We start from the raw sequence: 25,259 nt of genomic DNA, 5'->3' as shown, positions 1-25,259 counted from the left end.
GGGGCGCTTCCGGTTTGTAGGCTGGTTGCGTGACCACTTCGCCGGCCGCCCTGCGCCATCCGCTCGACCCCGAGCCGGTGCGCTCCACCAAGGCCGGCACGGTGTTTGCCCTGGGGCTGGTCGCGCTGGTCACCGGCCCGTTCGTGGGTGGACTGGTGCCGGCCACGATCGCGATCGCACTGGCCGGGCAGGCGCGCCGCGAGGCGTTCCGGTCGGGGGGTTATCTGACCGGCTCGGCCTGGCTGCGCCGCGGTGAAAAGCTGGCCTGGGTCGGCGTCGCGCTGGCCGCCACGTCGCTGGTCGTCGCGGTGGTGATCGGCGTCGTCGACTTCGCCGGCCAGCCGGCGGGGCACGACTTCGCACCCGGGATCGACTAGCGTGGCGGTGTTTCCGGCGGCCGGGGCCATGAGGCGGGCCCGCGTGGCGCTGCCCGTCGAGACCGGCGGGGTGGAAGGCGAGGGGGCGCAGTGACGGACGAGGTGCCGCGGCCGGCGCGGCCCGAGGATCCGCCCGCCCCGGCCGGTGAGCCCGGGGCCTCGCCCCTCGGCGAGGCCGACTCCGCGCTGGGCGCGGCCGGGCGGCCGATGGGGGAGGCCGGGCGCCCGATCGGGGCTGCGGGCCTGTGGCGGTCCGAGCCGGCGGAGGGCGTCGCGGACCCGCAGCCGGGGGAGCGTTCGGGGGCGGGGAACGAGCCGTCCGGGGGAGCGGCCGACTCCACCGGCCCGCGACGGGAGACGCCGCCGGGAGCGGCGGAGCGAGCGCCGGCAGACGACGTCGCCAGCCCGCCGCAGGCCGGGCCGTCTAGTGAGCCGCAGGACACGCCGGGTTGGCGGCCCGCCGACGAGGCGGCGCCGAGCGCCGCGCCCGAGGCGACGCCCCAGCCACCCGAGCCAGCGGCACCACATCCAGGCCCGTCCTTCAACGGCCCCGCGCCGGAGGCCACCCCCGCGCCGGAGGCCGGCCCCGCGCCGGAAGCCACCCCCGTGCCGGAAGCCGCCCCAACACCGGAATCCGGCCCCGCGCCGGAAGCCGCCGCACCGCCAGGAGCCGCCGCACCGCCGGGAGGTGGCCCAGCGCCGGGAGCGGCCCTGCCGCTGGGAGGTGGCCCAGCGCCGGGAGTGCTGCCGCCGGGAGGCGTGCCGCTGCCAGGAGCGGTCGTGCCGGGGGCCCTGCCACCGCCCGGAGTTGTCCTGCCACATGGTGTCGCCCCGCCGGGAGCGGCCTCATCGCGGCCCGGAGCCGCGCCATGGTCGCCGGGCGCCGCCCACTGGCCGGCGGGAGCCGCGCCGGGCGCTGTCCCGCCGCCGGGGAGATGGCCGGCGGGCTGGCCGCCCGGTGCGCGCCCCGCCCCGATGCCGCAGCCGGCCGGGGCCGCGGCGGCGTCCTGGGGGCGGACCCCAGGGGTACAGCCACCGCCGCGCGAGGCGTGGCTGGCGCCGCAGCGGGTGGAGGCGATCCCGGGCACCAACTTCGCGGTCATTCACCTCGATGTGCCGCCGGCGACGTCCGGACTGGCCATCGGTTCGCTGGTGGCGGGAATTGGTTCGATCGCCGTGTCGTTGGTGGTGTGGTGCTTCGGCCTCGTCGGCGCCTCGGCTGGCTGGGGCGCGTGGGTCGCTGGCGCGTTCGCCATGATCGCTGTGCTCGCCGGGGGCGCCGGCGTCGTGCTGGGGGTGCTCGGCATGCGGCAGATCCGGCGGGCGGTCGCCGGGATCCGGTTCACCGGTCGTGGTGTGGCCATCTCCGGCCTGGTCTGCGGCGCGGTCGGGCTGGGGCTCACGCTGCTCGGCCTCGGGCTTTCCCTGCTGATCCAGGTGAGCGTCTAGCGCGGCGGCCACCAACCTTCTGCCGGCTTTCGCCGGCGCCGGGTGACCGGTGGCCGGTGGCCGCCGGTGAACGTCAGCGGCCACCGCGGTAGGCAGGAGTAGTCCCGCGGGAGAGCGGGTACACTGGAGCACTGGAGTGGTTCGCCGCGGGTGAGAAGGCAAAGACGGGTCCCCCGTTTTGACCTGTGCGCTCACGGTGGGTACTCTTTCCCCTCGTGCCCGGGCGTGCCCGGGCAATCCGTGCGTGCGCCATCATGGTGGGCCGCGACACGGGCAACGAGACAAACGCGGTGCACGTGCCAGCGCGCGCCGCAACCGTGTGCCGGACGACACGCCCGACCGCGGGTGCCGGGAGGACTAGGGCCACCCGGCGACAACGCCAGGTCGGCCGCGGCCGGCCGGCGAAGAGGTACGGCACACAGACAAAGGCACGCACGACAGGAAGAGGGAGCGGAGAAACCCGGTGCCCACGATCCAGCAGTTGGTCCGCAAGGGCCGGCAGGCCAAGACGAGCAAGACCAAGACCCCGGCGCTGAAGGGGAGCCCCCAGCGGCGCGGAGTGTGCACCCGCGTGTACACCACCACCCCCAAGAAGCCGAACTCGGCGCTGCGCAAGGTCGCTCGTGTGAAGCTGAGCAGCCAGATCGAGGTCACCGCCTACATCCCCGGTGTCGGCCACAACCTGCAGGAGCACTCGATCGTGCTCGTGCGTGGCGGCCGGGTGAAGGACCTCCCCGGCGTGCGCTACAAGATCGTCCGCGGTTCGCTGGACACCCAGGGCGTCCGCAACCGCAAGCAGGCGCGCAGCCGCTACGGCGCGAAGAAGGAGAAGAGCTGACATGCCGCGTAAGGGCCCCGCGCCGCGCCGGCCGCTGATCGCCGACCCGGTGTACAACTCCCCGCTGGTCACGCAGCTGGTCAACAAGATCCTGATGCGCGGCAAGCGCCAGCTCGCCGAGCGTGTCGTGTACGGCGCCCTGGAGGGCTGCCGGGAGAAGACCGGCACCGACCCGGTCGTGACTCTCAAGCGCGCGATGGACAACGTCAAGCCGACCCTCGAGGTCCGCAGCCGCCGTGTCGGTGGCGCGACCTACCAGGTGCCGGTCGAGGTGCGCCCGTCCCGGGCGACCACCCTGGGCCTGCGCTGGCTGGTGCAGTACTCGAAGGCCCGGCGGGAGAAGACCATGATCGAGCGGCTGCAAAACGAGCTGCTCGACGCGAGCAACGGCCTCGGCGCCTCGGTGAAGCGGCGCGAGGACACCCACAAGATGGCGGAGTCCAACAAGGCCTTCGCCCACTACCGCTGGTAACGACCCTTTTCGGCCGTAGCATCGCGCGAGGCCGCAACAGGGCCGAGAGCCTGCGGAGGCCGAAAATTGGTCGCACGACCAGCACCCGACGAGACGACGAAGTAGGGATTACCGTGGCTGCCGCCGACAACGCGCTCGCCAAGCTCCGCAACATCGGCATCATGGCGCACATCGATGCCGGTAAGACAACCACGACCGAACGGATCCTGTTCTACACCGGCATCACGTACAAGATCGGCGAGGTCCACGAGGGCGCCGCCGTCATGGACTGGATGGAGCAGGAGCAGGAGCGCGGTATCACCATCACCTCCGCCGCCACCAAGTGCGAGTGGAAGGACCACACCATCCAGATCATCGACACGCCCGGCCACGTCGACTTCACGGTCGAGGTCGAGCGGTCGCTGCGCGTCCTGGACGGTGCCGTCGCCGTGTACGACGGTGTGGCCGGTGTCGAGCCGCAGACCGAAAACGTCTGGCGTCAGGCGGACAAGTACCGAGTACCGCGGATGTGCTTCGTCAACAAGCTCGACCGCACGGGCGCGGACTTCTTCCGCTGCGTGCAGATGATGATCGACCGGCTCAACGCCACCCCGCTCGTCCTGCAGATCCCGATCGGCCTCGAAGGCGACCACATCGGCGTCGTCGACCTGATCGGGATGCGCGCGCTCACCTGGCGCGGCGAGACGCAGAAGGGCGAGGACTACGCGATCGAGGAGATCCCGGCCGACCTCGCCGACCAGGCCGCCGAGTGGCGCGAGAAGCTCATCGAGACGCTCGCGGACGTCGACGACACGGTGATGGAGAAGTACCTCGAGGGCGAGGAGCTCTCCGTCGAGGAGATCAAGGCCGGCATCCGCAAGGCCACCATCGCCTCGAAGGCCAACCCGGTGCTCTGCGGCTCGGCGTTCAAGAACAAGGGCATCCAGCCCATGCTCGACGCCGTCGTCGACTACCTGCCGTCGCCGCTGGACATCCCGGCGATCGAGGGCACGGCGACCGACGGCGAGACGCCGCTGCAGCGCAAGCCCTCGGTGACCGAGCCCTTCTCCGCGCTGGCCTTCAAGATCCAGACGGACAAGCACCTCGGCAAGCTGACCTACGTGCGGGTCTACTCCGGCAAGCTCGAGTCCGGTTCCCAGGTGATCAACTCCACCAAGGACCGCAAGGAGCGGATCGGCAAGATCTACCAGATGCACGCCAACAAGCGCGAAGAGCGTGCCAGCGCGCAGGCCGGCGACATCATCGCGGTGCAGGGTCTCAAGCAGACCACCACCGGCGACACGCTGTGCGACCCGGCCAACCCGGTGATCCTGGAGTCGATGACGTTCCCGGAGCCGGTCATCCAGGTCGCCATCGAGCCGAAGACCAAGGCTGACCAGGAGAAGCTGGGCACCGCGATCCAGCGCCTGGCCGAGGAGGACCCGACCTTCCGCGTCGCCAACGACGAGGAGACCGGTCAGACGGTCATCTCCGGCATGGGCGAGCTGCACCTCGACATCCTGGTCGACCGCATGCGCCGGGAGTTCAACGTCGAGGCCAACATCGGCAAGCCGCAGGTGGCGTACCGCGAGACCATCCGCCGCAAGGTGGAGAAGGTCGAGTACACGCACAAGAAGCAGACCGGTGGTTCCGGCCAGTACGCCAGCGTCATCGTCAGCCTCGAGCCGCTGCCGCTGGACAACGACTCCCCGACGTACGAGTTCCAGAACTCGGTGACCGGTGGCCGTATCCCGAAGGAGTTCATCCCTTCGGTGGACGCCGGTGCGCAGGACGCCATGCAGTACGGCGTGCTGGCGGGCTACCCGCTGGTGGGTCTCAAGCTGACGCTGTTGGACGGGAAGTACCACGAGGTCGACTCGTCCGAGATGGCGTTCAAGATCGCTGGCTCGATGGTGCTCAAGGAGGCCGCCCGTAAGGCCGACCCGGCGCTGCTCGAGCCGATGATGGCCGTTGAGGTCACCACTCCCGAGGAGAACATGGGTGACGTCATCGGCGACCTCAACTCCCGCCGGGGCATCATCCAGGCGATGGAGGAGCGCGGGGGTGCCCGCGTCGTCCGCGCCCTGGTTCCCCTGTCGGAGATGTTCGGCTATGTCGGCGACCTGCGGTCGAAGACCCAGGGCCGGGCGAGCTACAGCATGCAGTTCGACTCCTACGCCGAGGTGCCCGCCAACGTCGCCAAGGAAATCATCGCGAAAGCCACGGGCGAGTGAACGCCGCAGGGAGCGCTAGCGACCGAGGAGCACGAGTTCGTGGCCGAGCCGAGGCTGGCTCAGCCGAGGCGACGGGCGAGTAGTCGGACCGCACCAGACCGGGCCTGATGGCCGCACAGTTGCAAGACCAAGCGTACGAACCAAGAAGTCCACAGGAGGACACCAGTGGCGAAGGCGAAGTTCGAGCGGACTAAGCCGCACGTCAACATCGGCACCATTGGTCACATCGACCACGGTAAGACGACGCTGACCGCGGCCATCACCAAGGTCCTGCACGACAAGATGCCCGACCTGAACCCGTACACGCCGTTCGACGAGATCGACAAGGCGCCGGAGGAGAAGGCCCGCGGTATCACCATCTCGATCGCGCACGTCGAGTACCAGACCGAGGCGCGGCACTACGCCCACGTCGACTGTCCTGGTCACGCCGACTACATCAAGAACATGATCACCGGTGCCGCCCAGATGGACGGCGCGATCCTGGTGGTCGCCGCGACCGACGGTCCGATGCCGCAGACCCGCGAGCACGTGCTCCTGGCCCGCCAGGTCGGCGTGCCGTACATCGTCGTGGCGCTCAACAAGAGCGACATGGTCGACGACGAGGAGCTGCTCGAGCTCGTCGAGCTCGAGGTCCGCGAGCTGCTCTCGGCCCAGGAGTACCCGGGCGACGACCTGCCGGTCGTGCGCGTCTCGGCGCTCCGCGCGCTCGAGGGCGACCCGGAGTGGACCGACAAGCTCATGGAGCTGATGAACGCGGTCGACACCGCGATCCCGCAGCCCGAGCGTGAGATCGAGAAGCCGTTCCTCATGCCGATCGAGGACGTCTTCACGATCACCGGCCGCGGCACCGTGGTGACCGGTCGCGCCGAGCGCGGCGTGCTCAAGCCGAACGAGGAGGTGGAGATCGTCGGTATCCGCGAGAAGTCGCAGAAGACGGTCTGCACCGGTATCGAGATGTTCCGCAAGCTGCTCGACGAGGCCCGCGCGGGCGAGAACGTCGGCCTGCTGCTGCGCGGCATCAAGCGCGAGGACGTCGAGCGCGGCATGGTGGTCGTGAAGCCCGGCACCACGACTCCGCACACGGAGTTCGAGGGTCAGGTCTACATCCTCTCCAAGGAGGAGGGTGGCCGGCACACCCCGTTCTTCCAGAACTACCGGCCGCAGTTCTACTTCCGCACCACGGACGTCACCGGCGTCGTCACGCTGCCCGAGGGCACCGAGATGGTCATGCCCGGCGACAACACCGCCATGTCGGTCAAGCTGATCCAGCCGATCGCCATGGAGCAGGGCCTGCGCTTCGCCATCCGCGAGGGTGGCCGCACCGTCGGTGCGGGCCAGGTCACCAAGATCATCAAGTGAACTGAGTAACCCCGATTAGACCTGCCGTGCGGTAGTACGGCATACTAGTCAGGTTGCGCTTTGTGGGGTGGCTGGCTGCCCAGGCGGCCAGCCACTTCCGCGCGGTGGCCGGGGGTGTGTTGACACGCCCGGTGCCTTGACCCCCGCAACCAACCAGGATCGGCCCCAGGGTTTGGGGCGGAGCCTGGCCCGTAGGCGCGACACGCCCGACCGCGGGGGTCGGCCAAGGGATGGACAGCCATCCGCAACACAGCGGCATCGCGAGAGAAGGAAACGAAGCCACCATGGCGGGACAGAAGATCCGCATCCGGCTCAAGGCCTATGACCACGAGGTCGTCGACTCCTCGGCTCGGAAGATCGTGGAGACGGTGACCCGTACCGGTGCTCAGGTCGCGGGCCCGGTGCCGCTGCCGACCGAGATCAACCGCTACTGCGTGATCCGGTCGCCGCACAAGTACAAGGACTCGCGCGAGCACTTCGAGATGCGCACGCACAAGCGTCTGATCGACATCATCGACCCGACCCCCAAGACGGTCGACTCGCTCATGCGCCTCGACCTGCCGGCTGGCGTCGACATCGAGATCAAGCTGTAGGGACTGCGAACTCATGGACAGGCAAGTGAAGGGCATCCTGGGCGCCAAGCTCGGCATGACCCAGGTCTGGGACAACAACAGGGTTGTCCCGGTGACCGTGGTGCAGGCCGGCCCGTGCGTCGTGACCCAGGTGCGGACCGCCGACAAGGACGGGTACGCCGCGGTGCAGCTGGCGTTCGGCGCCGTCGACCCGCGCAAGGTCAACAAGCCGCGCACCGGTCACTTCGAGAAGGCCGGCACCGCGCCGCGGCGCCACATCGTCGAGCTGCGCACGACCGACGCGAGTGAGTACGAGCTCGGCCAGGAGGTCACCGTCGAGGCGTTCGAGGCGGGCACCGCCATCGACGTCACCGGCAAGACCAAGGGCAAGGGCTTCGCCGGCGTCATGAAGCGGCACGGCTTCCACGGCCTGCGCGCCAGCCACGGTGTCGAGCGCAAGCACCGCTCGCCCGGCTCGATCGGCGCCTGCGCGACCCCCGGTCGCGTCTTCAAGGGCGTCCGGATGGCCGGTCGCATGGGCGGCGTGCGCTACACCGTGCAAAACCTCACGGTGCAGGCGATCGACCCGGAAAACAACCTGCTGCTGGTGAAGGGCGCGATCCCCGGCCCGGCCGGCGCGCTCGTGCTGGTCCGCACCGCGGCCAAGGCGAAGTCGAAGGGCGGTGCCGCGAAGTGACCACGGTTGGCGTACTGACCCCCGAGGGCACGACGGCCGGCACGGTCGAGCTGCCCGCCGAGGTGTTCGACGTACAGGCGAACATCCCGCTGATGCACCAGGTCGTGGTGGCCCAGCTCGCGGCCGCCCGCCAAGGCACGCACAAGGCCAAGACCCGCGGCGAGGTCGCCGGCGGCGGCAAGAAGCCCTACAAGCAGAAGGGCACCGGCCGCGCCCGCCAGGGCTCGATCCGCGCGCCGCAGTTCACCGGCGGTGGCGTGGTGCACGGCCCGGTGCCGCGCGACTACAGCCAGCGGACCCCGAAGAAGATGAAGGTCGCCGCGCTGCGTGGCGCCCTCTCCGACCGGGCCCGCGAGGGTCGCCTGCACGTCGTCGAGGCGTTCGTCACCGGCGAGACGCCGTCGACGAAGGCCGCGCTCAAGACGTTGCGCGCCGCGACCGAGCGCAAGCGCGTACTGGTCGTGCTCACCGCCGACGACGAGCTCAACTGGCTGTCGCTGCGCAACCTCGGCGGCCAGGGCGTGCATCTCATCGAGGCCGGCCAGCTCAACACGTACGACGTGCTGGTCGCCGACGACGTCGTGTTCACCAAGGACGCGCTCGCCGAGTTCCTGGGCGGGACGCCGGCGGACGAGACGGAGGCCGACAAGTGACCACCATCCCGGATCCGCGCGACATCATCATCGCGCCGGTCGTGTCCGAGAAGAGCTACAGCGTTCTGGACCAGAACTGGTACACGTTCCTGGTCCGGCCGGACGCCAACAAGACCCAGATCAAGATCGCTATCCAGCAGATCTTCAACGTCCGCGTGCTGACGGTCAACACCGCCAACCGCGAGGGCAAGCGCAAGCGCACCCGCACCGGCTGGGGGCAGCGCAAGGCCACCAAGCGGGCGCTGGTGAAGCTGGCTGACGGTGACCGCATCGAGGCCTTCGGCGGCCCGGTCAGCTGAGGGGTTGTTTAAATCATGCCGATTCGTAAGTACAAGCCGACGTCGCCGGGCCGCCGTGGCTCCAGCGTCGCCGACTTCGCCGAGATCACCCGGTCGACGCCGGAGAAGTCGCTTCTGGTGCCGCTGCCCAAGAAGGGCGGCCGCAACGCGAGTGGAAAGATCACCACTCGTCACCAGGGCGGCGGGCACAAGCGCCAGTACCGGCTGATCGACTTCAAGCGGGTCGACAAGGACGGCGTACCGGCGAAGGTCGCGCACATCGAGTACGACCCCAACCGCACCGCGCGCATCGCGCTGCTGCACTACGCCGACGGCGAGAAGCGCTACATCGTCGCGCCGAAGGACCTCAAGCAGGGCGACCGGGTCGAGTCCGGCCCGGGTGCCGACATCAAGCCGGGCAACAACCTGCCGCTACGCAACATCCCGGTGGGTACCCAGATCCACTGCGTGGAGCTGCGCCCGGGCGGCGGCGCCAAGCTGGCCCGCTCGGCCGGCGTCGGCATCCAGCTGCTCGGCCGCGAGGGCGCGTACGCGACGCTCCGGATGCCCTCGGGTGAGATCCGCCGCGTCGACGTGCGCTGCCGCGCCACCGTCGGCGAGATCGGCAACGCCGACCAGTCCAACATCAACTGGGGTAAGGCCGGCCGGATGCGGTGGAAGGGCAAGCGCCCGACCGTCCGCGGTGTCGCGATGAACCCGGTCGACCACCCGCACGGTGGTGGTGAGGGTAAGACCTCCGGTGGTCGCCACCCGGTCAACCCCCAGGGCAAGCCGGAGGGTCGCACCCGCCGCAAGGGTCTGCCGAGCGACCGGCTGATCGTTCGCCGTCGTTACGCCAACCGGAAGCGGGGTTAGTTCCCCATGCGAGCGCGAGGAGTGAGCGGCGCGGACCGTGCCGCTCCGACGCTGAGCGAGGGCGCGAGCCCCGCAGTCGTGAGCGAGAGGTAAGCAATGCCACGCAGTCTCAAGAAGGGCCCCTTCGTCGACGACCACCTGGTGAAGAAGGTGGAGGCACAAAACGACAAGGGCTCCAAGAACGTCATCAAGACCTGGTCGCGGCGTTCGACGATCATCCCCGAGATGCTCGGGCACACGATCGCGGTGCACGACGGTCGCAAGCACGTCCCGGTGTTCATCACCGAGGCGATGGTCGGGCACAAGCTCGGCGAGTTCGCGCTGACCCGCACGTTCAAGGGTCACGAGAAGGACGACCGCAAGAGCCGGCGCCGGTAAAGCGGCAGGACTACGGATAAAGGATCAAGGGGTTACAGCGATGCCAGTTAAGGGCGACGCTCCGGCGCTTCCGGGCGCGCGGGCGGTTGCGCGTCACGTGCGCATCTCGCCGACGAAGGCGCGCCGTGTGGTCAACCTCGTCCGCGGTCTGCCCGCGCAGGAGGCGCTCACGGTGCTGAAGTTCGCGCCGCAGGCGGCCAGCGAGCAGGTCTACAAGGTGCTGGCCAGCGCGATCGCGAACGCCGAGAACAACGAGCGGCTGGACCCCGACGCGCTGCTCGTCAGCGAGGCGTACGTCGACGAGGGGCCGACGCTCAAGCGGTTCCAGCCGCGGGCGCAGGGCCGGGCGTACCGGATCCGCAAGCGCACCTGCCACATCACCGTCGCGGTGGAGGCGGTCGCGCCGGCGGCTCCGCGCAAGGCCGCGGCCAAGAAGGCAGCGCCCGCGAAGAAGGCGGCCGCGCCGGCTGAGACGAAGGCGGAGACGACCGCCGAGGAAGGGACCGAGTAATGGGTCAGAAGGTTCACCCGCACGGGTTCCGGCTCGGCATCTCCACCGACTGGAAGTCCCGCTGGTACGCGGACAAGCTCTACAAGGACTACATCGCCGAGGACGTGAAGATCCGGCGGATGATGTCCAAGGGCCTGGAGCGCGCCGGTATCTCCAAGGTGGACATCGAGCGCACCCGTGACCGGGTACGGGTCGACATCCACACCGCCCGGCCGGGCATCGTCATCGGCCGCAAGGGCGCGGAGGCCGACCGCATCCGCGGCGAGCTGGAAAAGCTCACCGGCAAGCAGGTGCAGCTCAACATCCTCGAGGTGAAGAGCCCCGAGTCGGACGCGCAGCTCGTCGCGCAGGGCGTGGCCGAGCAGCTGTCCAGCCGGGTCAGCTTCCGGCGGGCCATGCGCAAGGCGATGCAGTCCGCGATGAAGAACCCGATCGTGCGGGGCATCCGGGTGCAGGTCTCGGGCCGCCTGGGCGGCGCCGAGATGAGCCGTACGGAGTTCTACCGCGAGGGCCGGGTGCCGCTGCACACGCTGCGGGCCAACATCGAGTACGGCTTCTTCGAGGCGCGCACCACCTTCGGCCGGATCGGCGTGAAGGTGTGGATCTACAAGGGCGACGCCGTACCGGGTCGCGAGGCTCCGGCCGAGGCACCGCAGGGGCGCCCGCGCCGTGAGCGGGGCGACCGTCCCGAGCGCCCGCGCCGTGGCCGTTCCGGCTCGTCCGGTACGACCGCCGGCGGCACCGAGGCGGGCCGTGCCGCGGCCGCGGCGGCTGCCGAGCAGTCCGCTTCGGCGGCGCAGTCCGCACCCGTGGAGGCCGCGCCGGCCGCCACCGCCGCCGCCAGTGAGCAGCAGGAGGGCTGACACATGCTGATGCCGCGTAAGCCCCCGAAGGGCTTCCGCAAGCCGCACCACCCGTCCCGTTCCGGGGCGAGCAAGGGCGGTAACCGGGTCGTCTTCGGCGAGTTCGGTATCCAGGCACTGGAGCCCGCCTACGTGACCAACCGGCAGATCGAGGCGGCCCGTATCGCCATGACCCGCCACATCAAGCGTGGTGGCAAGGTGTGGATCACGGTCTTCCCGGACCAGGCTCTGACGAAGAAGCCGGCCGAAACCCGGATGGGTTCCGGTAAGGGTTCGCCGGAGTGGTGGATCGCCAACATCAAGCCGGGTCGGGTCCTGTTCGAGATGTCGTTCCCGAACGAGGCGATCGCGCGCGAGGCCATGCGCCGCGCGATCCACAAGCTCCCGATGAAGTGCCGCATTGTGACGCGCGAAGTGGGTGAGGTCTGATGGCAGCGGGCACCAAGGCTGCCGAGCTGCGCGAGCAGTCCGACGAGGAGCTGATCGCGAAGCTGCGGGAGGCCAAGGCGGAGCTGTTCAACCTCCGCGTGCAGAGCGCCACCGGGCAGCTGGACAACAACAAGCGCCTGCAGGTCATCCGCAAGGAGATCGCCCGGATTTACACGATCATGCGCGAGCGCGAGCTGGGGCTCTCGGCCGCGCCGACTGAGGTGATTGCGTCATGAGTGAAAATTCCGCTGCGGCGGAGACCACAGCCGCGCCTCGGGCCCGGCGCAAGGTCCGCGAGGGCCTGGTCGTCAGCGACAAGATGGACAAGACCGTCGTCGTCGAGGTCGAGGACCGGGTCAAGCACCCCCTGTACGGCAAGGTGCTGCGGCGCACCAGCAAGCTGAAGGCGCACGACGAGCAGAACTCGTGCGGCGTCGGCGACCGGGTGCTGCTGATGGAGACCCGCCCGCTGTCCGCCACCAAGCGCTGGCGGGTCGTGGAGATCCTCGAAAAGGCCAAGTAGCAAGTAGTAGCCGACCGTTCCGCCAAGCTCCGGCGGGCTCGCCGCCGGAGAACTGGCAGACATAGGAGATAGACGTGATTCAGCAGGAGTCGCGACTGCGCGTCGCCGACAACACGGGTGCCCGGGAGATCCTGTGCATCCGCGTGCTCGGCGGCTCGGGTCGGCGCTACGCCGGCATCGGCGACGTCATCGTGGCCACGGTCAAGGACGCGATCCCGGGCGCGGGTGTCAAGAAGGGCGACGTCGTCAAGGCGGTCGTCGTCCGTACCGCGAAGGAGAAGCGGCGGCCCGACGGGTCGTACATCCGCTTCGACGAGAACGCCGCTGTGATCATCAAGGACGGCGGTGACCCGCGTGGCACCCGCATCTTCGGCCCGGTGGGCCGCGAGCTGCGGGACAAGCGGTTCATGAAGATCATTTCGCTCGCACCGGAGGTGCTCTAACCGTGAAGGTTAAGAAGGGCGACACGGTCGAGGTCATCGCCGGTAAGGACAAGGGCGCCCGGGGCAAGGTCATTCAGGCCCTGCCGCGGGAGAACAAGGTCATCGTCGAGGGCGTCAACCGCGTCAAGAAGCACACCCGCATCCGTACGACCCAGCGTGGTGCCAAGACCGGCGGCATCGTCACCCAGGAGGCGGCGATCCACGTCTCGAACGTGATGGTCGTCGACGGGGACGGCAAGCCGACCCGTGTCGGCTACCGCTTCGACGACAACGGCCAGAAGGTCCGCGTCTCGCGCCGGACCGGTAAGGACCTGTGATGACTGCTCCGACCGAAACCAAGATCAGGCCGCGCCTCAAGGAGCGGTACCGCAGCGAGATCGTGGCGAAGCTGAAGGAACAGTTCAACTACGCCAACCCGATGCAGGTGCCGGGCCTCGTGAAGATCGTGGTCAACATGGGTGTCGGCGACGCCGCCCGCGACGCCAAGCTGATCGACGGCGCGGTCCGCGACCTCGCCACGATCACCGGGCAGAAGCCGCAGGTGCGCCGGGCGACCAAGTCGATCGCGCAGTTCAAGCTCCGCGAGGGCATGCCGATCGGCGCCAAGGTCACGCTTCGCGGCGACCGGATGTGGGAGTTCCTGGACCGGCTGCTGTCGATCGCGCTGCCGCGTATCCGTGACTTCCGCGGCCTCGACGCGCGCAAGCTCGACGGCAACGGCAACTACACGTTCGGGCTCACCGAGCAGTCGGTGTTCCACGAGATCGACCAGGACCGGATCGACCGGGTCCGGGGCATGGACATCACGGTGGTCACCACCGCGACGACCGATGACGAGGGCCGGGCGCTGTTGAAGCTCCTGGGCTTCCCGTTCAAGGAGAACTGACAACATGGCGAAGAAGGCCCTGATCCTCAAGGCCGCCAAGAAGCCAAAGTTCTCGGTGCGCGCGTACACCCGCTGCCAGCGGTGCGGGCGGCCGAAGGCGGTGTACCGCAAGTTCGGTCTCTGCCGCGTCTGCATCCGGGAGATGGCCCACCGCGGTGAGCTGCCCGGCGTGTCCAAGGCTTCTTGGTAACCAACTCTCTTCGCCGTAGGCCCGCGGGCGATGGCCCCGGGAACCCCGGCGAGAAAGGCTGATCTGAACCGATGACGATGACCGACCCGATCGCAGACATGCTGACGCGTCTGCGCAACGCCAACCAGGCGTACCACGACCGGGTGACGATGCCCTACTCGAAGATCAAGGCGAACATCGCCGAGGTCCTCAAGTCCGAGGGTTACATCTCTTCCTGGACGGTCGAGGAGCCCGAGGAGGGCGCCGTCGGCAAGCGACTGATCGTCGAGCTGAAGTACGGCACCAGCCGTGAGCGCAGCCTCGCCGGCATCCGGCGCGTGTCGAAGCCCGGCCTCCGGGTGTACGCCAAGTCGCCGGAGCTGCCGCGCGTGCTCGGCGGTCTGGGCGTGGCGATCATCTCGACGTCTCAGGGGCTGCTCACCGACCGGCAGGCCCGCAAGCGAGGGGTGGGCGGGGAAGTCCTCGCCTACGTCTGGTGACGGGAGATAAGTAGACATGTCGCGAATCGGACGTAAGTCGATCCCCGTTCCCACGGGTGTCGACGTCACCATCGACGGCCGTACCGTGCGGGTCAAGGGCCCGAAGGGCGAGCTGTCGCACACCCTCGCCGAGCCGATCACGGCCGAGCGGGGAGACGACGGCAACCTGCACGTCAACCGGCCCAACGACGAGCGCCGCGCCAAGGAGCTGCACGGCCTCTCCCGCACCCTGGTCGCCAACATGATCGTCGGCGTCACCGAGGGATACCGGAAGAGCCTGGAGATCAACGGCACCGGTTACCGCGTCACCGCCAAGGGCAAGGACCTGGAGTTCGCTCTCGGGTTCTCGCACCCGGTGCTGGTGCCGGCCCCGGCGGGCATCACCTTCACGGTGGAGCGCCCGACGCTCTTCCACGTCGCCGGGATCGACAAGCAGCAGGTCGGCGAGATCGCCGCCAACATCCGGAAGATCCGCCCGCCGGAGCCGTACAAGGGCAAGGGCATCAAGTACCAGGGCGAGGTCATCCGCCGTAAGGCTGGAAAGGCCGGTAAGAAGTGAGTGCGAGGAGCGTAGCGAAGCGGATCCCCGCAGTCACGAACGAAGGAGGAACACGGTGAGCGCCACTCTGCTCAAGCGCCGCCGCGGCGTGGCCGCGAAGCGCGCCGTCGGGCGGGCGCGCCGGCACTTCCGGGTCCGGAAGAACGTCTTCGGCTCCACCGAGCGCCCGCGCCTGGTGGTCACCCGCTCGCTGCGGCACATCACCGCCCAGATCGTCGACGACACGAAGGGCCACACCCTCGTGTCGGCGTCGACCCTCGACGCGTCGATCCGGGGTGGCGAGGGCGACAAGAGCGCCCTCGCCGGCAAGGTGGGCGCCCTGCTCGCCGACCGCGCCAAGGCCGCGGGTATCTCCAAGGTCGTCTTCGACCGCGGTGGCAACAAGTACGCCGGGCGCCTCGCGGCTCTGGCGACGGCCGCCCGCGAAGCCGGACTCGAGTTCTAGGAAGGAAAGACCAATGCCAGGTCAGCAGCGCCGAGGCGGCGGGTCCGGCGGCAGCGAGGGTGGCGGCCGTCGCGAAGGTCGCGGTCGCGGCCGCGGCGAAGGCAACGCGCCGGTCGAGAAGACCCCCCACCTCGAGCGGGTAGTCACGATCAACCGTGTCGCCAAGGTCGTCAAGGGCGGCCGTCGATTCAGCTTCACCGCGCTGGTCGTGGTGGGCGACGGCGACGGCACCGTCGGCGTCGGCTACGGCAAGGCCAAGGAGGTGCCCGCGGCGATCGCCAAGGGCGTCGAGGAGGCCAAGAAGCACTTCTTCAAGGTGCCACGGATCGCCGCCACCATCCCGCACCCGGTACAGGGTGAGGACGCCGCGGGCGTCGTGCTGCTCAAGCCGGCCTCCGCCGGTACCGGCGTCATCGCCGGCGGCCCGGTGCGCGCGGTGCTGGAGTGCGCGGGCATCCACGACGTGCTCTCCAAGAGCCTCGGGTCCTCCAACCCGATCAACATCGTGCACGCCACCGTCGCGGCCCTGAAGAGCCTGGAGGCTCCCGAGGCCGTCGCGTCGCGCCGCGGCCTGCCGGTCGAGGACGTCGCTCCCGCCGCCATGCTGGCGGCCCGGGCGGGGGTGACCGCGTAGTGGCACGCCTGAAGGTCACCCAGGTCCGGTCCGAGATCGGCGCGAAGAGCAACCAGCGTGACTCGCTGCGCTCGCTCGGGCTGAAGCGGATCAACGACGTGGTGGTCAAGGAAGACCGCCCGGAGATCCGGGGCATGATCTTCACCGTCAACCACCTGGTGAAGGTCGAGGAGGTCGAGTAATGACGATCAAGGTCCATCACCTCCGGCCGGCTCCCGGCGCCAAGACCGAAAAGACCCGAGTGGGTCGCGGCGAGGGCTCCAAGGGCAAGACCGCCGGTCGTGGTACGAAGGGTTCCAAGGCCCGCAAGAACATCTCGCCGGCGTTCGAGGGTGGTCAGATGCCCATCCACATGCGCCTGCCGAAGCTCAAGGGCTTCAAGAACCGGTTCAAGGTCGTCTTCCAGGTGGTCAACCTGGAACGGCTGGCCGAACTCTTCCCGAACGGTGGGGAGGTCGGTCCCATCGAGCTGGCCAACGCCGGCGCGGTCCGCAAGGGCCAGCTGGTGAAGGTGCTCGGCACGGGCGAACTTGGTGGCGTGAAGCTCCAGGTGTCGGCGCACGCGTTCAGCGCGTCGGCCAAGGAGAAGATCACCGCTGCCGGTGGCACGGTCACCGAGCTCTAGAACGAACTGTGGCGCCCGCCAGTTGCCTTCGCGACTGACGGGCGCCACGTCTAGTATCTGGCGTTTCGTCCCAGTTGTACATCGGGGTTCGCGCCGGCAATATAGTGAAGCGTGTATGTCCCCGGGCGCATCTGCCCGAACTCACACCGTACTGTTAGAGTCCGTTGCCAGTATGGATGTCGGGTGACCGCCCGACGCCCAACCCGTCCGCCACGACCCGGCGGCCGCCTCGCGCAGGAGGAAGACGTTGCTCTCCGCGTTTCTCAGTGCGTTCCGCACGCCTGATCTGCGCAAGAAGCTGCTGTTCACGATAGGTATCGTGGCGATTTACCGGTTGGGCGCGACACTGCCCAGCCCTGGTGTGTCGTACGGCAACGCCCAGCGGTGTATCGAGGCGATGGAGGAGGGCACGCCCGGCGTCTTCACGCTGCTCAACCTCTTCTCCGGTGGCGCGCTGCTCTCGCTCTCCGTCTTCGCGCTCGGCATCATGCCGTACATCACGGCGTCGATCATCCTCCAGCTGCTCACCGTGGTGATCCCGCGCCTGGAGCAGCTGCGCAAGGAGGGTCAGGCCGGCCAGGCGAAGATCACGCAGTACACCCGCTACCTGACCCTGGGCCTGGCGGTGCTGCAGGCCTCGGCGTTCGTGGCGCTGGCCCGGTCCGGGCAGCTCTTCAACAACCAGTGCGACCAGTGGCCGCTGATCCCCGAGGGCACGGGGATGCCCATGTGGATCACGCTGGTCGCGCTCGTCGTCACGATGACCGCCGGCACCGGTGTGGTGATGTGGCTCGGCGAGCTGATCACCGACCGCGGCGTCGGCAACGGCATGTCCGTCCTGATCTTCACCTCGATCGCCGCCCGGCTCCCCTCCGAGGGTTGGACGATCAAGGAGAGCCAGGGCTGGGGCAAGTTCTTCCTCGTGCTCGCGCTGGTCCTCGTGGTCATCACCGCGGTGGTCTTCATCGAGCAGGCACAGCGCCGCATCCCAGTGCAGTACGCGAAACGCATGATCGGTCGCCGCATGTACGGCGGCACCTCGACGTACATCCCGCTCAAGGTCAACCAGGCGGGTGTCATCCCGGTCATCTTCGCGTCGTCGCTGCTCTACCTGCCGCAGCTGGCCCTCCAGTTCGGCGACCCGAACGACCTCAACTCGTTCGAGGCGTGGGTGCAAAACCACCTGGCCAACCCGGCCGACTGGGTCTACATCGTCGTCTACTTCTTCCTGATCATCTTCTTCACGTACTTCTACGTGTCGATCACGTTCAACCCGACCGAGGTCGCGGACAACATGAAGAAGTACGGCGGCTTCGTCCCGGGTATCCGTCCGGGCAAGCCCACGGCCGAGTACCTGGACTTCATCCTCAGCCGGATCACCCTTCCCGGCGCCATGTACCTCGGCCTGATCTCGATCCTGCCGAACTTCTTCTTCATCTGGCTGGACAGCAGCCAGTACCAGAACTTCCCGTTCGGTGGCACCGCCGTCCTCATCATGGTCGGTGTGGGTCTGGAGACCGTGAAGCAGATCGAGAGCCAACTCATGCAGCGGAACTACGAAGGGTTCCTGCGGTAGATGCGCCTCGTACTGGTCGGTCCTCCAGGGGCGGGTAAGGGGACCCAGGCCGAGTTCATCGCCGCCCACCTGGCCGTGCCCAAAATCTCGACCGGGGACATCTTCCGTGCCAACGTCTCCCAGGGCACGCCGCTGGGTGTGGAGGCACGGCGGTACATGGACGCTGGCCAGCTCGTGCCCGACGAGGTGACCATCAACATGGTCCGCGAGCGGCTGGCCGAGCCGGACGCCGCCGACGGCTTCCTGCTCGACGGCTTCCCGCGCACGGTGCCCCAGGCCAACGCGCTCGACAAGCTGCTGGCCGACCTCGGCACGGCGCTCGACCTCGTCATGGAACTCGTGGTCGACGACGACGAGGTGATCCGGCGGCTCTCCGGCCGGCGCACCTGCCGGGGTTGCGGCAAGATCTGGCACGTCGAGTTCGACCCGACCTCCCGCGAGGGCGTCTGCGACCGGTGCGGTGGGCAGCTCTTCCAGCGCGACGACGACAAGGCCGAGACGATCGCCAAGCGCCTGGAGGAGTACGCGGAGAAGACCGCTCCGCTGGTCGACTACTACGGCGCGCAAAACAAGCTGGTCGGCATCGACGCCACCGGCCCGGTCGAAGACGTGACCGTCCGGGCCATCGACGCCCTCCGGTCGTACGGCGGCTGAGCGGCCCCGGCGGAGCGGCGCCGGATGGACAGCTAGCCTCGAAGGATGCCGCGCCACCAGCTGATCCAGATCAAGACTCCCGCGCAGATCGAAAAGATGCGGGCCGCCGGCCTCGTCGTGGCCGCCGCCCTGGCCCGCATGCGCGAGGCGGTCGCCCCCGGCGTCTCCACCGCCGACCTCGACCGGCTGGCCGAGTCCGTGATCCGGGATGCCGGCGCGGTGCCCTCGTTCAAGGGCTACCACGGCTACCCGGCGTCGATCTGCTCCTCGGTCAACGAGCAGATCGTGCACGCCATCCCCTCGCCGCGGCAGGTGCTGCGCGAGGGCGACCTGATCTCGATCGACTGCGGCGCGGTGCTCGACGGCTGGCACGGCGACGCGGCGATCACGGTGCCGGTCGGTGCGGTACGGCCGGAGCTGCTCCGGATGGCCGCGGTCGCCGAAGACGCGATGTGGGCCGGCATCGCCGCCGCCGCGCGGGGCGCCGCCTCGGGGCGGGGGCGGCTCAGCGACATCTCGTTCGCGATCGAGGCGACCATCCGGCGCTCCGGCGGGCGGTACGGGATCGTCGACGGCTACGGCGGCCACGGCATCGGCACCGAGATGCACCAGGACCCGCACGTGCTCAACCACGGCCGGCCGGGGCGGGGCCCGCGGCTGGTACCCGGGCTCGCGCTCGCCATCGAGCCGATGATCACGATCGGCTCACCCAAGACGGAGGAGCTGGACGACGGCTGGACCGTGGTGACCCGGGACGGCTCGGTCGCCGCGCACGTCGAGCACTCGATGGCGCTGCTCGACGACGGCGTCTGGGTGCTCACCGCCCCGGACGGCGGCCGCGAGCGGCTCGGCGAGCTCGTGACCGCCCGCGAGCCGGCTCCGGCGTAAAGCGGCGTAGCCGGGCGCGGCGGGGAGTGGGATCCTCGTAGGCATGGATCAGCGGGACCGGATGCGCGCCGCCGACAGCGACCGGGAGGCCGTGGTCGAGCGGCTGCGCACCGCGCTCAACGAGGGGCGGCTGGAGCTCCACGAGTTCGACGAGCGGGCCGCCGAGGCCTACCGGGCGAAGACGTACGCCGATCTCGACCGCCTCCTGACCGACCTGCCGGGCGTCGCGCCGGCGAGCCGTTCCCAGCTTGCCCCGGTCCCGCCGCCGGCCGCCGCTGCCCCGGAGCGTGGCACGGTGCCCCGGTGGCTCGCCACGATCTGGGGCGCGTGGGCCGCCGCCGTCGGCATCAACGTGGTGATCTGGCTCCTGGTGAGCATCTCCAACGCCGACCTGGCGTACTTCTGGCCGATGTGGGTGGCGGGTCCGTGGGGTGTCATCCTGGTCGTGGCCACCATCGGCGGGCTCAGCAGTGGCGAGCCGCAGCGCTGGGCCGACAAGCAGGCCCGCCGGCGAGACCGCAGGCGCCGCCGCGACCGCTGAGCGGGGGCGGCTCGGTTTGCTGTCGATACGTGAAGCGGCGTACACTGACTAGCTGGCGCGCAGCGTCCACTCCGGCATGCCCACCCCGCGCTTCTGTGGGCACCCGGGGCCGCGGCTGGCGCGGGTGGATTTCCCTTTCACTCGTGTAAGACGGTGCGAGCCTGTCCGAAGAACCCGACGTCAGGACAGCGGAGGACATGCCCAAGAAGGACGGGGCCATCGAGATCGAGGGCCGGGTCATCGAGCCACTCCCGAATGCGATGTTTCGGGTGGAGCTCGCCAACGGCCACAAGGTGTTGGCCCACATCAGTGGCAAGATGCGGCAGCACTACATCCGCATCCTGCCCGAGGACCGGGTCGTCGTGGAGCTCTCGCCGTACGACCTCACTCGCGGGCGCATCGTCTACCGCTACAAGTGACTTCGCCGACCGAAGCCTCCGCTGCTGAAAGTGAATGCCAACCGTGAAGGTCAAGCCGAGCGTCAAGAGGATCTGCAACAAGTGCCGGGTAATCCGCCGGCACGGCCGGGTCATGGTCATTTGCAGTGACCCGCGCCACAAGCAGCGCCAGGGCTGACGCACCCCCAACAGAAGACGCTCGTCCCAGCCGCGGAATCCGTCGATCATCGGCGTGACTCGTGGCTGACCCCCGGTCGGAGGCCGGGGCCCGTCTGGGCAGGCGGGGTGGGACGGGCACAGACCTCCGCGAGAAACCACGAGGAGTACGCCCGCACATGGCACGTCTAGTCGGCGTCGACCTCCCCCGCGACAAGCGGATGGAGATCGCGCTCACCTACATCTTCGGGGTCGGTCGGACCCGCGCCATCGAGGCGCTCACCGCCACCGGCATCAGCCCCGACAAGCGCGCCAAGGACCTCACGGACGAAGAGCTCGTTCAGCTCCGTGACTACATCGAGGCCAACTTCAAGGTCGAAGGTGACCTGCGCCGCGAGGTCGCCGCAGATATCCGCCGCAAGGTCGAGATCGGCTGCTACGCCGGCATCCGCCACCGCCGCGGGCTTCCGGTCCGCGGGCAGCGGACCCGCACCAACGCACGCACTCGCAAGGGTCCGAAGCGGACCGTCGCCGGCAAGAAGAAGCCCGGCAAGAAGTAAAGCCGCGCCCGGGGCCGGGAGGGCCCCGCGCGGTGCTGATCTTGAGAAGCATCTAGGAGCGCAGAAGACTTATGCCACCGAAGGCTCGCACCGGGGCCGCTGTCAAGAAGGTCCGGCGCAAGGAACGCAAGAACGTCGCCCACGGGCAGGCGCACATCAAGAGCACCTTCAACAACACCATCGTCTCGATCACCGACCCGACCGGTGCGGTGATCTCCTGGGCGTCCGCCGGTCAGGTGGGCTTCAAGGGTTCCCGCAAGTCGACCCCGTTCGCCGCGCAGCTGGCCGCCGAGGCGGCCGCCCGCCGGGCCATGGAGCACGGCATGCGCAAGGTCGACGTGTTCGTGAAGGGTCCGGGCTCCGGCCGGGAGACCGCCATCCGTTCGCTGCAGGCCGTCGGCCTCGAGGTCGGCCAGATCGCCGACGTCACGCCGCAGCCGCACAACGGGTGCCGTCCGCCGAAGCGTCGCCGGGTCTGAGGGAGAACGAAGAGAGATGGCTCGTTACACCGGTGCTGACTGCCGCCGTTGCCGGCGGGAGAAGATGAAGCTGTTCCTCAAGGGCAGCAAGTGCGACGGTCCGAAGTGCCCGTTCGAGTCCCGGCCGTTCCCGCCCGGGCAGCACGGCCGCGGCCGCACCAAGGAGGGGGAGTACCTGCTCCAGCTCCGCGAAAAGCAGAAGGCCCGCCGCGTCTACGGCGTGCTGGAGAAGCAGTTCCGTGGCTACTACGACGAGGCCGTGCACAAGCCGGGCAAGACCGGTGAGGTGCTGCTCCAGATCCTGGAGTCGCGGCTCGACAACGTCGTCTACCGGGCCGGCTACGCCAAGTCTCGCGACATGGCCCGCCAGCTCGTCAAGCACGGCCACTTCGTGGTCAACGGCAAGAAGGTCGACGTCCCGTCGTACCGCGTCAAGGAGCACGACATCGTCGAGGTCCGGGGCAAGTCGAAGGAGCTGACGCCCTTCATCGTCGCCCAGGCCGAGGCCGGCTCCAAGACCGTTCCGGCGTGGCTGGAGGCGATCCCCAGCCAGATGAAGATCCTTGTGCACACCCTCCCGGCCCGGCAGGTGATCGACACCCAGGTCCAGGAGCAGCTGATCGTCGAGCTTTACTCGAAGTAAAGCTCGTGGCCGGCGCGTCGTCCTGGCGCGCCGGCCGCCACGTGGGCGGCTGTCAAATAGCGGGCAGCCCCGACCGAAGGAAAAAACACAGTGCTCATCACCCAGCGGCCGACTCTTTCCGAGGAGTCGATCAGCGAGACCCGTTCGCGGTTCACCATCGAGCCGCTCGAGCCCGGCTTCGGCTACACGCTCGGCAACTCCCTGCGCCGTACGCTGCTGTCGTCCATCCCGGGCGCGGCCGTGACGTCCATCAAGGTCGACGGCGTGCTGCACGAGTTCACCACGATCCCCGGGGTCAAGGAGGACGTGGTCGAGCTCGTCATGAACGTCAAGGAGCTGTGCGTCAGCTCCGAGCACGACGAGCCGGTCAGCATGTACCTGCGCAAGCAGGGCCCGGGCGACGTCACCGCCGGTGACATCCAGCCCCCGGCCGGTGTGTCCGTGCACAACCCGGACCTCAAGCTCGCCACCCTCAACGCCAAGGGCCGGCTCGACATGGAGCTGACCGTCGAGCGGGGTCGCGGCTACGTCACCGCCGCGCAAAACAAGCAGGCCGGCGCCGAGATCGGCCGGATCCCGGTCGACTCGATCTACTCGCCGGTGCTCAAGGTGACGTACCGCGTCGAGGCGACCCGTGTCGAGCAGCGCACCGACTTCGACCGGTTGATCATCGATGTCGAGACCAAGGCCTCGATCGGCCCGCGTACCGCGCTGGCCTCCGCCGGCTCCACCCTGGTCGAGCTCTTCGGCCTGGCCCGCGAGCTGGACGAGACCGCCGAGGGCATCGACATCGGCCCGTCGCCGCAGGACGCGCAGCTGGCTGCCGACCTGGCGCTGCCGATCGAGGAGCTCGACCTGACCGTCCGGTCGTACAACTGCCTCAAGCGCGAGGGCATCAACACCGTCGGCGAGCTGATCGGCCGTACGGAGGCGGACCTCCTCGATATAAGGAACTTCGGTCAGAAGTCGATCGACGAGGTCAAGATGAAGCTCGCCGGGATGGGTCTGGGGCTGAAGGACTCGGCTCCGAACTTCGACCCGGCGCACGTCGTGGACTCCTTCGGCGAGGTGGACTACGACTCCGACGACTACCGCGAGACTGAGCAGCTCTAACCGGCTGCCGGCACGAACGAGGAGCACCAGACGATGCCCACGCCCACGAAGGGCGCCCGCCTCGGCGGTAGCCCCGCGCACGAGCGGATGATGCTGGCCAACCTGGCCACGTCGCTGTTCCGGCACGGAAAGATCACCACCACCGAGACCAAGGCCCGGCGGCTGCGGCCGCTCGCCGAGCAGCTGATCACCAAGGCCAAGCGCGGTGACCTGCACTCGCGGCGCCGCGTGCTGACCGTGGTCCGGGACAAGGACGTGGTCTTCGAGCTGTTCGACCAGATCGCGCCGCGGTACGCGAACCGCAACGGCGGCTACACCCGGATCGTGAAGACCGGTCCGCGCAAGGGCGACGCCGCGCCGATGGCGATCATCGAGCTGGTCGAGGAGCTGGTGGTCGCCGCGCCGCCGGCCAAGGCCGCGAAGAAGACGGCCCGAAAGGCCGCGGCCCAGCAGGACAAGGTCGAGGCGCTCGCGCCGGCCGAGGACGAGCCGACCCCGGCGTCCAAGGTGGACGACGAGGCCGAGACCGACGCCACGCCGGAGGCCTCCGACGCGGACGCGCCGGGCGCCGACGACAAGGTCAAGGACTGACCGCAAAGCACGTTGGCCAGGGCGTCCCTCACCACGTGAGGGGCGCCCTGGCGCTTTTGGAGGGGCGATGACCCGGGTACGGCTGGACGTGTCGTACGACGGCACGGGCTTCTCCGGCTGGGCCGCCCAGCCGGAGCGGCGCACCGTGGCCGGGGTCCTCGCCGAGGCGCTGGCGCGGCTCTTCGGCCCGGACGGCGCGAGCGGCCTCACGGTGGCCGGGCGTACCGACGCGGGCGTGCACGCGACCGGCCAGGTGTGCCACGTCGACCTGCCCGACGAGGCGTGGGCCCGGCTGGCGCCGACGCTGGTACGCCGGCTGGCCGCGGTCATGCCGCCGGACGCCCGGGTGCGTGCGGTCCGGGAGGTACCGGATGACTTCGACGCCCGCTTTTCCGCGACGTTCCGCCGGTACGAGTACCGGGTGACCGACGCGCCGTACGGCGCCGAGCCGCTGCGCCGCCACGACACGCTCGCCTGGCCCCGCCCGCTCGACGTGGACACGCTCAACGCCGCCGCGAAGGGCTTCCTGGGCGAGCACGACTTCGCGGCGTACTGCAAGCGCAAGGAGAACGCCACCACGATCCGGGCGATCAGCCGCCTGGACTGGCGGCGTGACCCGGACGGGACGCTGGTCGCCACCGTGCAGGCGGACGCGTTCTGCCAGGCGATGGTGCGCAGCCTGGTAGGGGCGCTGCTGGCCGCCGGCGACGGGCGCCGCCCGGTCGACTGGCCGGCTGGCCTGCTGAGCCGCCGCGAGCGGGAAAGCGGGGTGACCGTCGCGCCGGCGCACGGCCTCACGCTGGTCGCGGTCGGCTATCCCGAGGATCCCGAGGAGTACGCCCGCCGCGCCGAACTCACCCGGCGGCTACGGGGCTGAGCCGTCCCCCCGGGAACGAAGCCCCCCCCCAGTC

The 25,259-nt window shown here is 69.3% G+C and carries 39 protein-coding genes; all 39 read left to right on the top strand.

All coding sequences use genetic code 11. The annotated features are described in order from the left end of the window. The first annotated feature begins 29 nt into the window (after window positions 1–29). The 39 genes from RB614_RS02560 to truA all read left to right on the top strand — a co-directional run bounded on the left by RB614_RS02560 (window position 30) and on the right by truA (window position 25,225). The gene (locus RB614_RS02560) at window positions 30–377 is read left to right on the top strand and encodes a hypothetical protein (protein ID WP_308710676.1); all 348 of its coding nucleotides are present in this window, start codon (window positions 30–32) and stop codon (window positions 375–377) included. 975 nt (window positions 378–1,352) lie between these two features. After that, a complete protein-coding gene (locus RB614_RS02555) occupies window positions 1,353–1,826 on the top strand; it encodes a hypothetical protein (protein ID WP_308710675.1) in 474 nt (157 codons plus the stop codon). Window positions 1,827–2,289: 463 nt separating this feature from the next. Continuing rightward, complete coding sequence (gene rpsL / locus RB614_RS02550) at window positions 2,290–2,664, top strand: 30S ribosomal protein S12 (RefSeq protein WP_014440718.1); 375 nt, start codon at window positions 2,290–2,292, stop codon at window positions 2,662–2,664. 1 nt (window position 2,665) lies between these two features. Beyond that, the gene (gene rpsG, locus RB614_RS02545; RefSeq protein WP_173158438.1) at window positions 2,666–3,136 is read left to right on the top strand and encodes a 30S ribosomal protein S7; all 471 of its coding nucleotides are present in this window, start codon (window positions 2,666–2,668) and stop codon (window positions 3,134–3,136) included. Between the two features lie 107 nt (window positions 3,137–3,243). Beyond that, the gene (gene fusA, locus RB614_RS02540; protein ID WP_428982917.1) at window positions 3,244–5,349 is read left to right on the top strand and encodes an elongation factor G; all 2,106 of its coding nucleotides are present in this window, start codon (window positions 3,244–3,246) and stop codon (window positions 5,347–5,349) included. A 165-nt stretch (window positions 5,350–5,514) separates the two neighbouring features. Next, entirely contained in the window at window positions 5,515–6,708 is a 1,194-nt protein-coding gene (tuf, locus tag RB614_RS02535; protein ID WP_308710673.1) for an elongation factor Tu, read from the top strand. Between the two features lie 284 nt (window positions 6,709–6,992). Further along, window positions 6,993–7,301, top strand: a complete 309-nt coding sequence (rpsJ, locus tag RB614_RS02530; protein WP_018347762.1) for a 30S ribosomal protein S10 — start codon at window positions 6,993–6,995, stop codon at window positions 7,299–7,301. A 13-nt stretch (window positions 7,302–7,314) separates the two neighbouring features. Then, window positions 7,315–7,977: a 50S ribosomal protein L3 gene (rplC, locus tag RB614_RS02525; RefSeq protein WP_308710672.1), complete on the top strand. Its 663-nt coding sequence runs from the start codon at window positions 7,315–7,317 to the stop codon at window positions 7,975–7,977. After that, the gene (gene rplD / locus RB614_RS02520) at window positions 7,974–8,630 is read left to right on the top strand and encodes a 50S ribosomal protein L4 (RefSeq protein ID WP_308710671.1); all 657 of its coding nucleotides are present in this window, start codon (window positions 7,974–7,976) and stop codon (window positions 8,628–8,630) included. The genes rplC and rplD overlap by 4 nt, the downstream gene beginning before the upstream one ends. Beyond that, entirely contained in the window at window positions 8,627–8,929 is a 303-nt protein-coding gene (rplW, locus tag RB614_RS02515; protein ID WP_173056658.1) for a 50S ribosomal protein L23, read from the top strand. Before rplD ends, rplW begins: the two co-directional genes overlap by 4 nt. 15 nt (window positions 8,930–8,944) lie before the next feature. Then, window positions 8,945–9,784: a 50S ribosomal protein L2 gene (gene rplB / locus RB614_RS02510; RefSeq protein WP_173056657.1), complete on the top strand. Its 840-nt coding sequence runs from the start codon at window positions 8,945–8,947 to the stop codon at window positions 9,782–9,784. 96 nt (window positions 9,785–9,880) lie between these two features. Further along, window positions 9,881–10,162: a 30S ribosomal protein S19 gene (gene rpsS, locus RB614_RS02505; RefSeq protein ID WP_308710670.1), complete on the top strand. Its 282-nt coding sequence runs from the start codon at window positions 9,881–9,883 to the stop codon at window positions 10,160–10,162. Between the two features lie 40 nt (window positions 10,163–10,202). Further along, the gene (gene rplV / locus RB614_RS02500) at window positions 10,203–10,673 is read left to right on the top strand and encodes a 50S ribosomal protein L22 (RefSeq protein ID WP_308710669.1); all 471 of its coding nucleotides are present in this window, start codon (window positions 10,203–10,205) and stop codon (window positions 10,671–10,673) included. Further along, complete coding sequence (gene rpsC, locus RB614_RS02495) at window positions 10,673–11,536, top strand: 30S ribosomal protein S3 (protein ID WP_308710668.1); 864 nt, start codon at window positions 10,673–10,675, stop codon at window positions 11,534–11,536. The genes rplV and rpsC overlap by 1 nt, the downstream gene beginning before the upstream one ends. Before the next feature lie 3 nt (window positions 11,537–11,539). After that, the gene (rplP, locus tag RB614_RS02490) at window positions 11,540–11,965 is read left to right on the top strand and encodes a 50S ribosomal protein L16 (protein WP_308710667.1); all 426 of its coding nucleotides are present in this window, start codon (window positions 11,540–11,542) and stop codon (window positions 11,963–11,965) included. Beyond that, window positions 11,965–12,201, top strand: a complete 237-nt coding sequence (rpmC, locus tag RB614_RS02485) for a 50S ribosomal protein L29 (protein ID WP_173158447.1) — start codon at window positions 11,965–11,967, stop codon at window positions 12,199–12,201. Before rplP ends, rpmC begins: the two co-directional genes overlap by 1 nt. Next, the gene (rpsQ, locus tag RB614_RS02480) at window positions 12,198–12,488 is read left to right on the top strand and encodes a 30S ribosomal protein S17 (protein WP_308710666.1); all 291 of its coding nucleotides are present in this window, start codon (window positions 12,198–12,200) and stop codon (window positions 12,486–12,488) included. The genes rpmC and rpsQ overlap by 4 nt, the downstream gene beginning before the upstream one ends. A gap of 74 nt (window positions 12,489–12,562) precedes the next feature. Then, window positions 12,563–12,931, top strand: coding sequence for a 50S ribosomal protein L14 (gene rplN / locus RB614_RS02475; RefSeq protein WP_089244879.1), 369 nt, complete (start codon window positions 12,563–12,565; stop codon window positions 12,929–12,931). Between the two features lie 2 nt (window positions 12,932–12,933). Then, window positions 12,934–13,248: a 50S ribosomal protein L24 gene (gene rplX, locus RB614_RS02470; RefSeq protein ID WP_308710665.1), complete on the top strand. Its 315-nt coding sequence runs from the start codon at window positions 12,934–12,936 to the stop codon at window positions 13,246–13,248. After that, the gene (gene rplE / locus RB614_RS02465; RefSeq protein WP_308710664.1) at window positions 13,248–13,817 is read left to right on the top strand and encodes a 50S ribosomal protein L5; all 570 of its coding nucleotides are present in this window, start codon (window positions 13,248–13,250) and stop codon (window positions 13,815–13,817) included. The genes rplX and rplE overlap by 1 nt, the downstream gene beginning before the upstream one ends. A gap of 4 nt (window positions 13,818–13,821) precedes the next feature. Continuing rightward, complete coding sequence (locus RB614_RS02460; RefSeq protein ID WP_173041252.1) at window positions 13,822–14,007, top strand: type Z 30S ribosomal protein S14; 186 nt, start codon at window positions 13,822–13,824, stop codon at window positions 14,005–14,007. Between the two features lie 71 nt (window positions 14,008–14,078). Then, on the top strand, window positions 14,079–14,486 hold the full coding sequence (rpsH, locus tag RB614_RS02455) for a 30S ribosomal protein S8 (protein WP_308710663.1): 408 nt from the start codon (window positions 14,079–14,081) through the stop codon (window positions 14,484–14,486). Window positions 14,487–14,502: 16 nt separating this feature from the next. Further along, window positions 14,503–15,045: a 50S ribosomal protein L6 gene (rplF, locus tag RB614_RS02450; protein WP_308710662.1), complete on the top strand. Its 543-nt coding sequence runs from the start codon at window positions 14,503–14,505 to the stop codon at window positions 15,043–15,045. 55 nt (window positions 15,046–15,100) lie between these two features. Continuing rightward, window positions 15,101–15,490 (top strand): 50S ribosomal protein L18, encoded by a 390-nt coding sequence (gene rplR, locus RB614_RS02445; protein ID WP_308710661.1) that lies wholly within the window; start codon window positions 15,101–15,103, stop codon window positions 15,488–15,490. Between the two features lie 13 nt (window positions 15,491–15,503). Further along, window positions 15,504–16,124: a 30S ribosomal protein S5 gene (gene rpsE / locus RB614_RS02440; RefSeq protein WP_308710660.1), complete on the top strand. Its 621-nt coding sequence runs from the start codon at window positions 15,504–15,506 to the stop codon at window positions 16,122–16,124. Continuing rightward, a complete protein-coding gene (gene rpmD / locus RB614_RS02435; protein ID WP_308710659.1) occupies window positions 16,124–16,306 on the top strand; it encodes a 50S ribosomal protein L30 in 183 nt (60 codons plus the stop codon). The genes rpsE and rpmD overlap by 1 nt, the downstream gene beginning before the upstream one ends. Further along, entirely contained in the window at window positions 16,306–16,749 is a 444-nt protein-coding gene (rplO, locus tag RB614_RS02430) for a 50S ribosomal protein L15 (RefSeq protein ID WP_173158456.1), read from the top strand. The genes rpmD and rplO overlap by 1 nt, the downstream gene beginning before the upstream one ends. Window positions 16,750–16,996: 247 nt before the next feature. Continuing rightward, window positions 16,997–18,325 (top strand): preprotein translocase subunit SecY, encoded by a 1,329-nt coding sequence (gene secY, locus RB614_RS02425; RefSeq protein ID WP_308710658.1) that lies wholly within the window; start codon window positions 16,997–16,999, stop codon window positions 18,323–18,325. Beyond that, complete coding sequence (locus tag RB614_RS02420) at window positions 18,326–18,979, top strand: adenylate kinase (protein WP_308710657.1); 654 nt, start codon at window positions 18,326–18,328, stop codon at window positions 18,977–18,979. A 45-nt stretch (window positions 18,980–19,024) separates the two neighbouring features. Further along, on the top strand, window positions 19,025–19,867 hold the full coding sequence (map, locus tag RB614_RS02415; protein WP_308710656.1) for a type I methionyl aminopeptidase: 843 nt from the start codon (window positions 19,025–19,027) through the stop codon (window positions 19,865–19,867). A 43-nt stretch (window positions 19,868–19,910) separates the two neighbouring features. Continuing rightward, window positions 19,911–20,408, top strand: a complete 498-nt coding sequence (locus RB614_RS02410) for a DUF1707 SHOCT-like domain-containing protein (RefSeq protein WP_308710655.1) — start codon at window positions 19,911–19,913, stop codon at window positions 20,406–20,408. A 197-nt stretch (window positions 20,409–20,605) separates the two neighbouring features. Next, entirely contained in the window at window positions 20,606–20,827 is a 222-nt protein-coding gene (gene infA / locus RB614_RS02405) for a translation initiation factor IF-1 (protein ID WP_007073013.1), read from the top strand. Window positions 20,828–20,870: 43 nt separating this feature from the next. Next, on the top strand, window positions 20,871–20,984 hold the full coding sequence (rpmJ, locus tag RB614_RS02400) for a 50S ribosomal protein L36 (protein WP_043965539.1): 114 nt from the start codon (window positions 20,871–20,873) through the stop codon (window positions 20,982–20,984). 157 nt (window positions 20,985–21,141) lie between these two features. Beyond that, complete coding sequence (rpsM, locus tag RB614_RS02395) at window positions 21,142–21,522, top strand: 30S ribosomal protein S13 (protein WP_308710651.1); 381 nt, start codon at window positions 21,142–21,144, stop codon at window positions 21,520–21,522. Between the two features lie 71 nt (window positions 21,523–21,593). Next, window positions 21,594–22,001 (top strand): 30S ribosomal protein S11, encoded by a 408-nt coding sequence (rpsK, locus tag RB614_RS02390; protein WP_173077318.1) that lies wholly within the window; start codon window positions 21,594–21,596, stop codon window positions 21,999–22,001. Between the two features lie 16 nt (window positions 22,002–22,017). Then, window positions 22,018–22,644, top strand: coding sequence for a 30S ribosomal protein S4 (gene rpsD / locus RB614_RS02385; protein ID WP_308710650.1), 627 nt, complete (start codon window positions 22,018–22,020; stop codon window positions 22,642–22,644). 90 nt (window positions 22,645–22,734) lie between these two features. After that, window positions 22,735–23,757 carry a DNA-directed RNA polymerase subunit alpha gene (locus RB614_RS02380; protein WP_308710649.1) on the top strand — a complete coding sequence of 341 codons (1,023 nt, stop codon included), beginning with the start codon at window positions 22,735–22,737 and terminating at the stop codon, window positions 23,755–23,757. Window positions 23,758–23,790: 33 nt separating this feature from the next. Continuing rightward, window positions 23,791–24,348, top strand: a complete 558-nt coding sequence (rplQ, locus tag RB614_RS02375; RefSeq protein WP_308710648.1) for a 50S ribosomal protein L17 — start codon at window positions 23,791–23,793, stop codon at window positions 24,346–24,348. Between the two features lie 67 nt (window positions 24,349–24,415). Beyond that, on the top strand, window positions 24,416–25,225 hold the full coding sequence (gene truA / locus RB614_RS02370) for a tRNA pseudouridine(38-40) synthase TruA (protein WP_308710647.1): 810 nt from the start codon (window positions 24,416–24,418) through the stop codon (window positions 25,223–25,225). The last annotated feature ends 34 nt before the right edge of the window (window positions 25,226–25,259 follow it).

The sequence above is a fragment of the Phytohabitans maris genome (assembly GCF_031085175.1).
Taxonomy (GTDB): domain Bacteria; phylum Actinomycetota; class Actinomycetes; order Mycobacteriales; family Micromonosporaceae; genus Phytohabitans; species Phytohabitans maris.
This window is presented reverse-complemented; position numbering and strand designations above follow the sequence as displayed.

Coding starts and splice junctions, on each gene's coding strand:
- RB614_RS02555 (WP_308710675.1), top strand. CDS start 1,353: ATGCCGCAGCCGGCCGGGGCCGCGGCGGCGTCCTGGGGGCGGACCCCA.
- rpsG (WP_173158438.1), top strand. CDS start 2,666: ATGCCGCGTAAGGGCCCCGCGCCGCGCCGGCCGCTGATCGCCGACCCG.
- rpsJ (WP_018347762.1), top strand. CDS start 6,993: ATGGCGGGACAGAAGATCCGCATCCGGCTCAAGGCCTATGACCACGAG.
- rplC (WP_308710672.1), top strand. CDS start 7,315: ATGGACAGGCAAGTGAAGGGCATCCTGGGCGCCAAGCTCGGCATGACC.
- rplB (WP_173056657.1), top strand. CDS start 8,945: ATGCCGATTCGTAAGTACAAGCCGACGTCGCCGGGCCGCCGTGGCTCC.
- rpsS (WP_308710670.1), top strand. CDS start 9,881: ATGCCACGCAGTCTCAAGAAGGGCCCCTTCGTCGACGACCACCTGGTG.
- rplV (WP_308710669.1), top strand. CDS start 10,203: ATGCCAGTTAAGGGCGACGCTCCGGCGCTTCCGGGCGCGCGGGCGGTT.
- rpsC (WP_308710668.1), top strand. CDS start 10,673: ATGGGTCAGAAGGTTCACCCGCACGGGTTCCGGCTCGGCATCTCCACC.
- rplP (WP_308710667.1), top strand. CDS start 11,540: ATGCTGATGCCGCGTAAGCCCCCGAAGGGCTTCCGCAAGCCGCACCAC.
- rpmC (WP_173158447.1), top strand. CDS start 11,965: ATGGCAGCGGGCACCAAGGCTGCCGAGCTGCGCGAGCAGTCCGACGAG.
- rpsQ (WP_308710666.1), top strand. CDS start 12,198: ATGAGTGAAAATTCCGCTGCGGCGGAGACCACAGCCGCGCCTCGGGCC.
- rplE (WP_308710664.1), top strand. CDS start 13,248: ATGACTGCTCCGACCGAAACCAAGATCAGGCCGCGCCTCAAGGAGCGG.
- RB614_RS02460 (WP_173041252.1), top strand. CDS start 13,822: ATGGCGAAGAAGGCCCTGATCCTCAAGGCCGCCAAGAAGCCAAAGTTC.
- rpsH (WP_308710663.1), top strand. CDS start 14,079: ATGACGATGACCGACCCGATCGCAGACATGCTGACGCGTCTGCGCAAC.
- rplF (WP_308710662.1), top strand. CDS start 14,503: ATGTCGCGAATCGGACGTAAGTCGATCCCCGTTCCCACGGGTGTCGAC.
- rpsE (WP_308710660.1), top strand. CDS start 15,504: ATGCCAGGTCAGCAGCGCCGAGGCGGCGGGTCCGGCGGCAGCGAGGGT.
- rplO (WP_173158456.1), top strand. CDS start 16,306: ATGACGATCAAGGTCCATCACCTCCGGCCGGCTCCCGGCGCCAAGACC.
- RB614_RS02420 (WP_308710657.1), top strand. CDS start 18,326: ATGCGCCTCGTACTGGTCGGTCCTCCAGGGGCGGGTAAGGGGACCCAG.
- map (WP_308710656.1), top strand. CDS start 19,025: ATGCCGCGCCACCAGCTGATCCAGATCAAGACTCCCGCGCAGATCGAA.
- RB614_RS02410 (WP_308710655.1), top strand. CDS start 19,911: ATGGATCAGCGGGACCGGATGCGCGCCGCCGACAGCGACCGGGAGGCC.
- infA (WP_007073013.1), top strand. CDS start 20,606: ATGCCCAAGAAGGACGGGGCCATCGAGATCGAGGGCCGGGTCATCGAG.
- rpsM (WP_308710651.1), top strand. CDS start 21,142: ATGGCACGTCTAGTCGGCGTCGACCTCCCCCGCGACAAGCGGATGGAG.
- rpsK (WP_173077318.1), top strand. CDS start 21,594: ATGCCACCGAAGGCTCGCACCGGGGCCGCTGTCAAGAAGGTCCGGCGC.
- rpsD (WP_308710650.1), top strand. CDS start 22,018: ATGGCTCGTTACACCGGTGCTGACTGCCGCCGTTGCCGGCGGGAGAAG.
- rplQ (WP_308710648.1), top strand. CDS start 23,791: ATGCCCACGCCCACGAAGGGCGCCCGCCTCGGCGGTAGCCCCGCGCAC.
- truA (WP_308710647.1), top strand. CDS start 24,416: ATGACCCGGGTACGGCTGGACGTGTCGTACGACGGCACGGGCTTCTCC.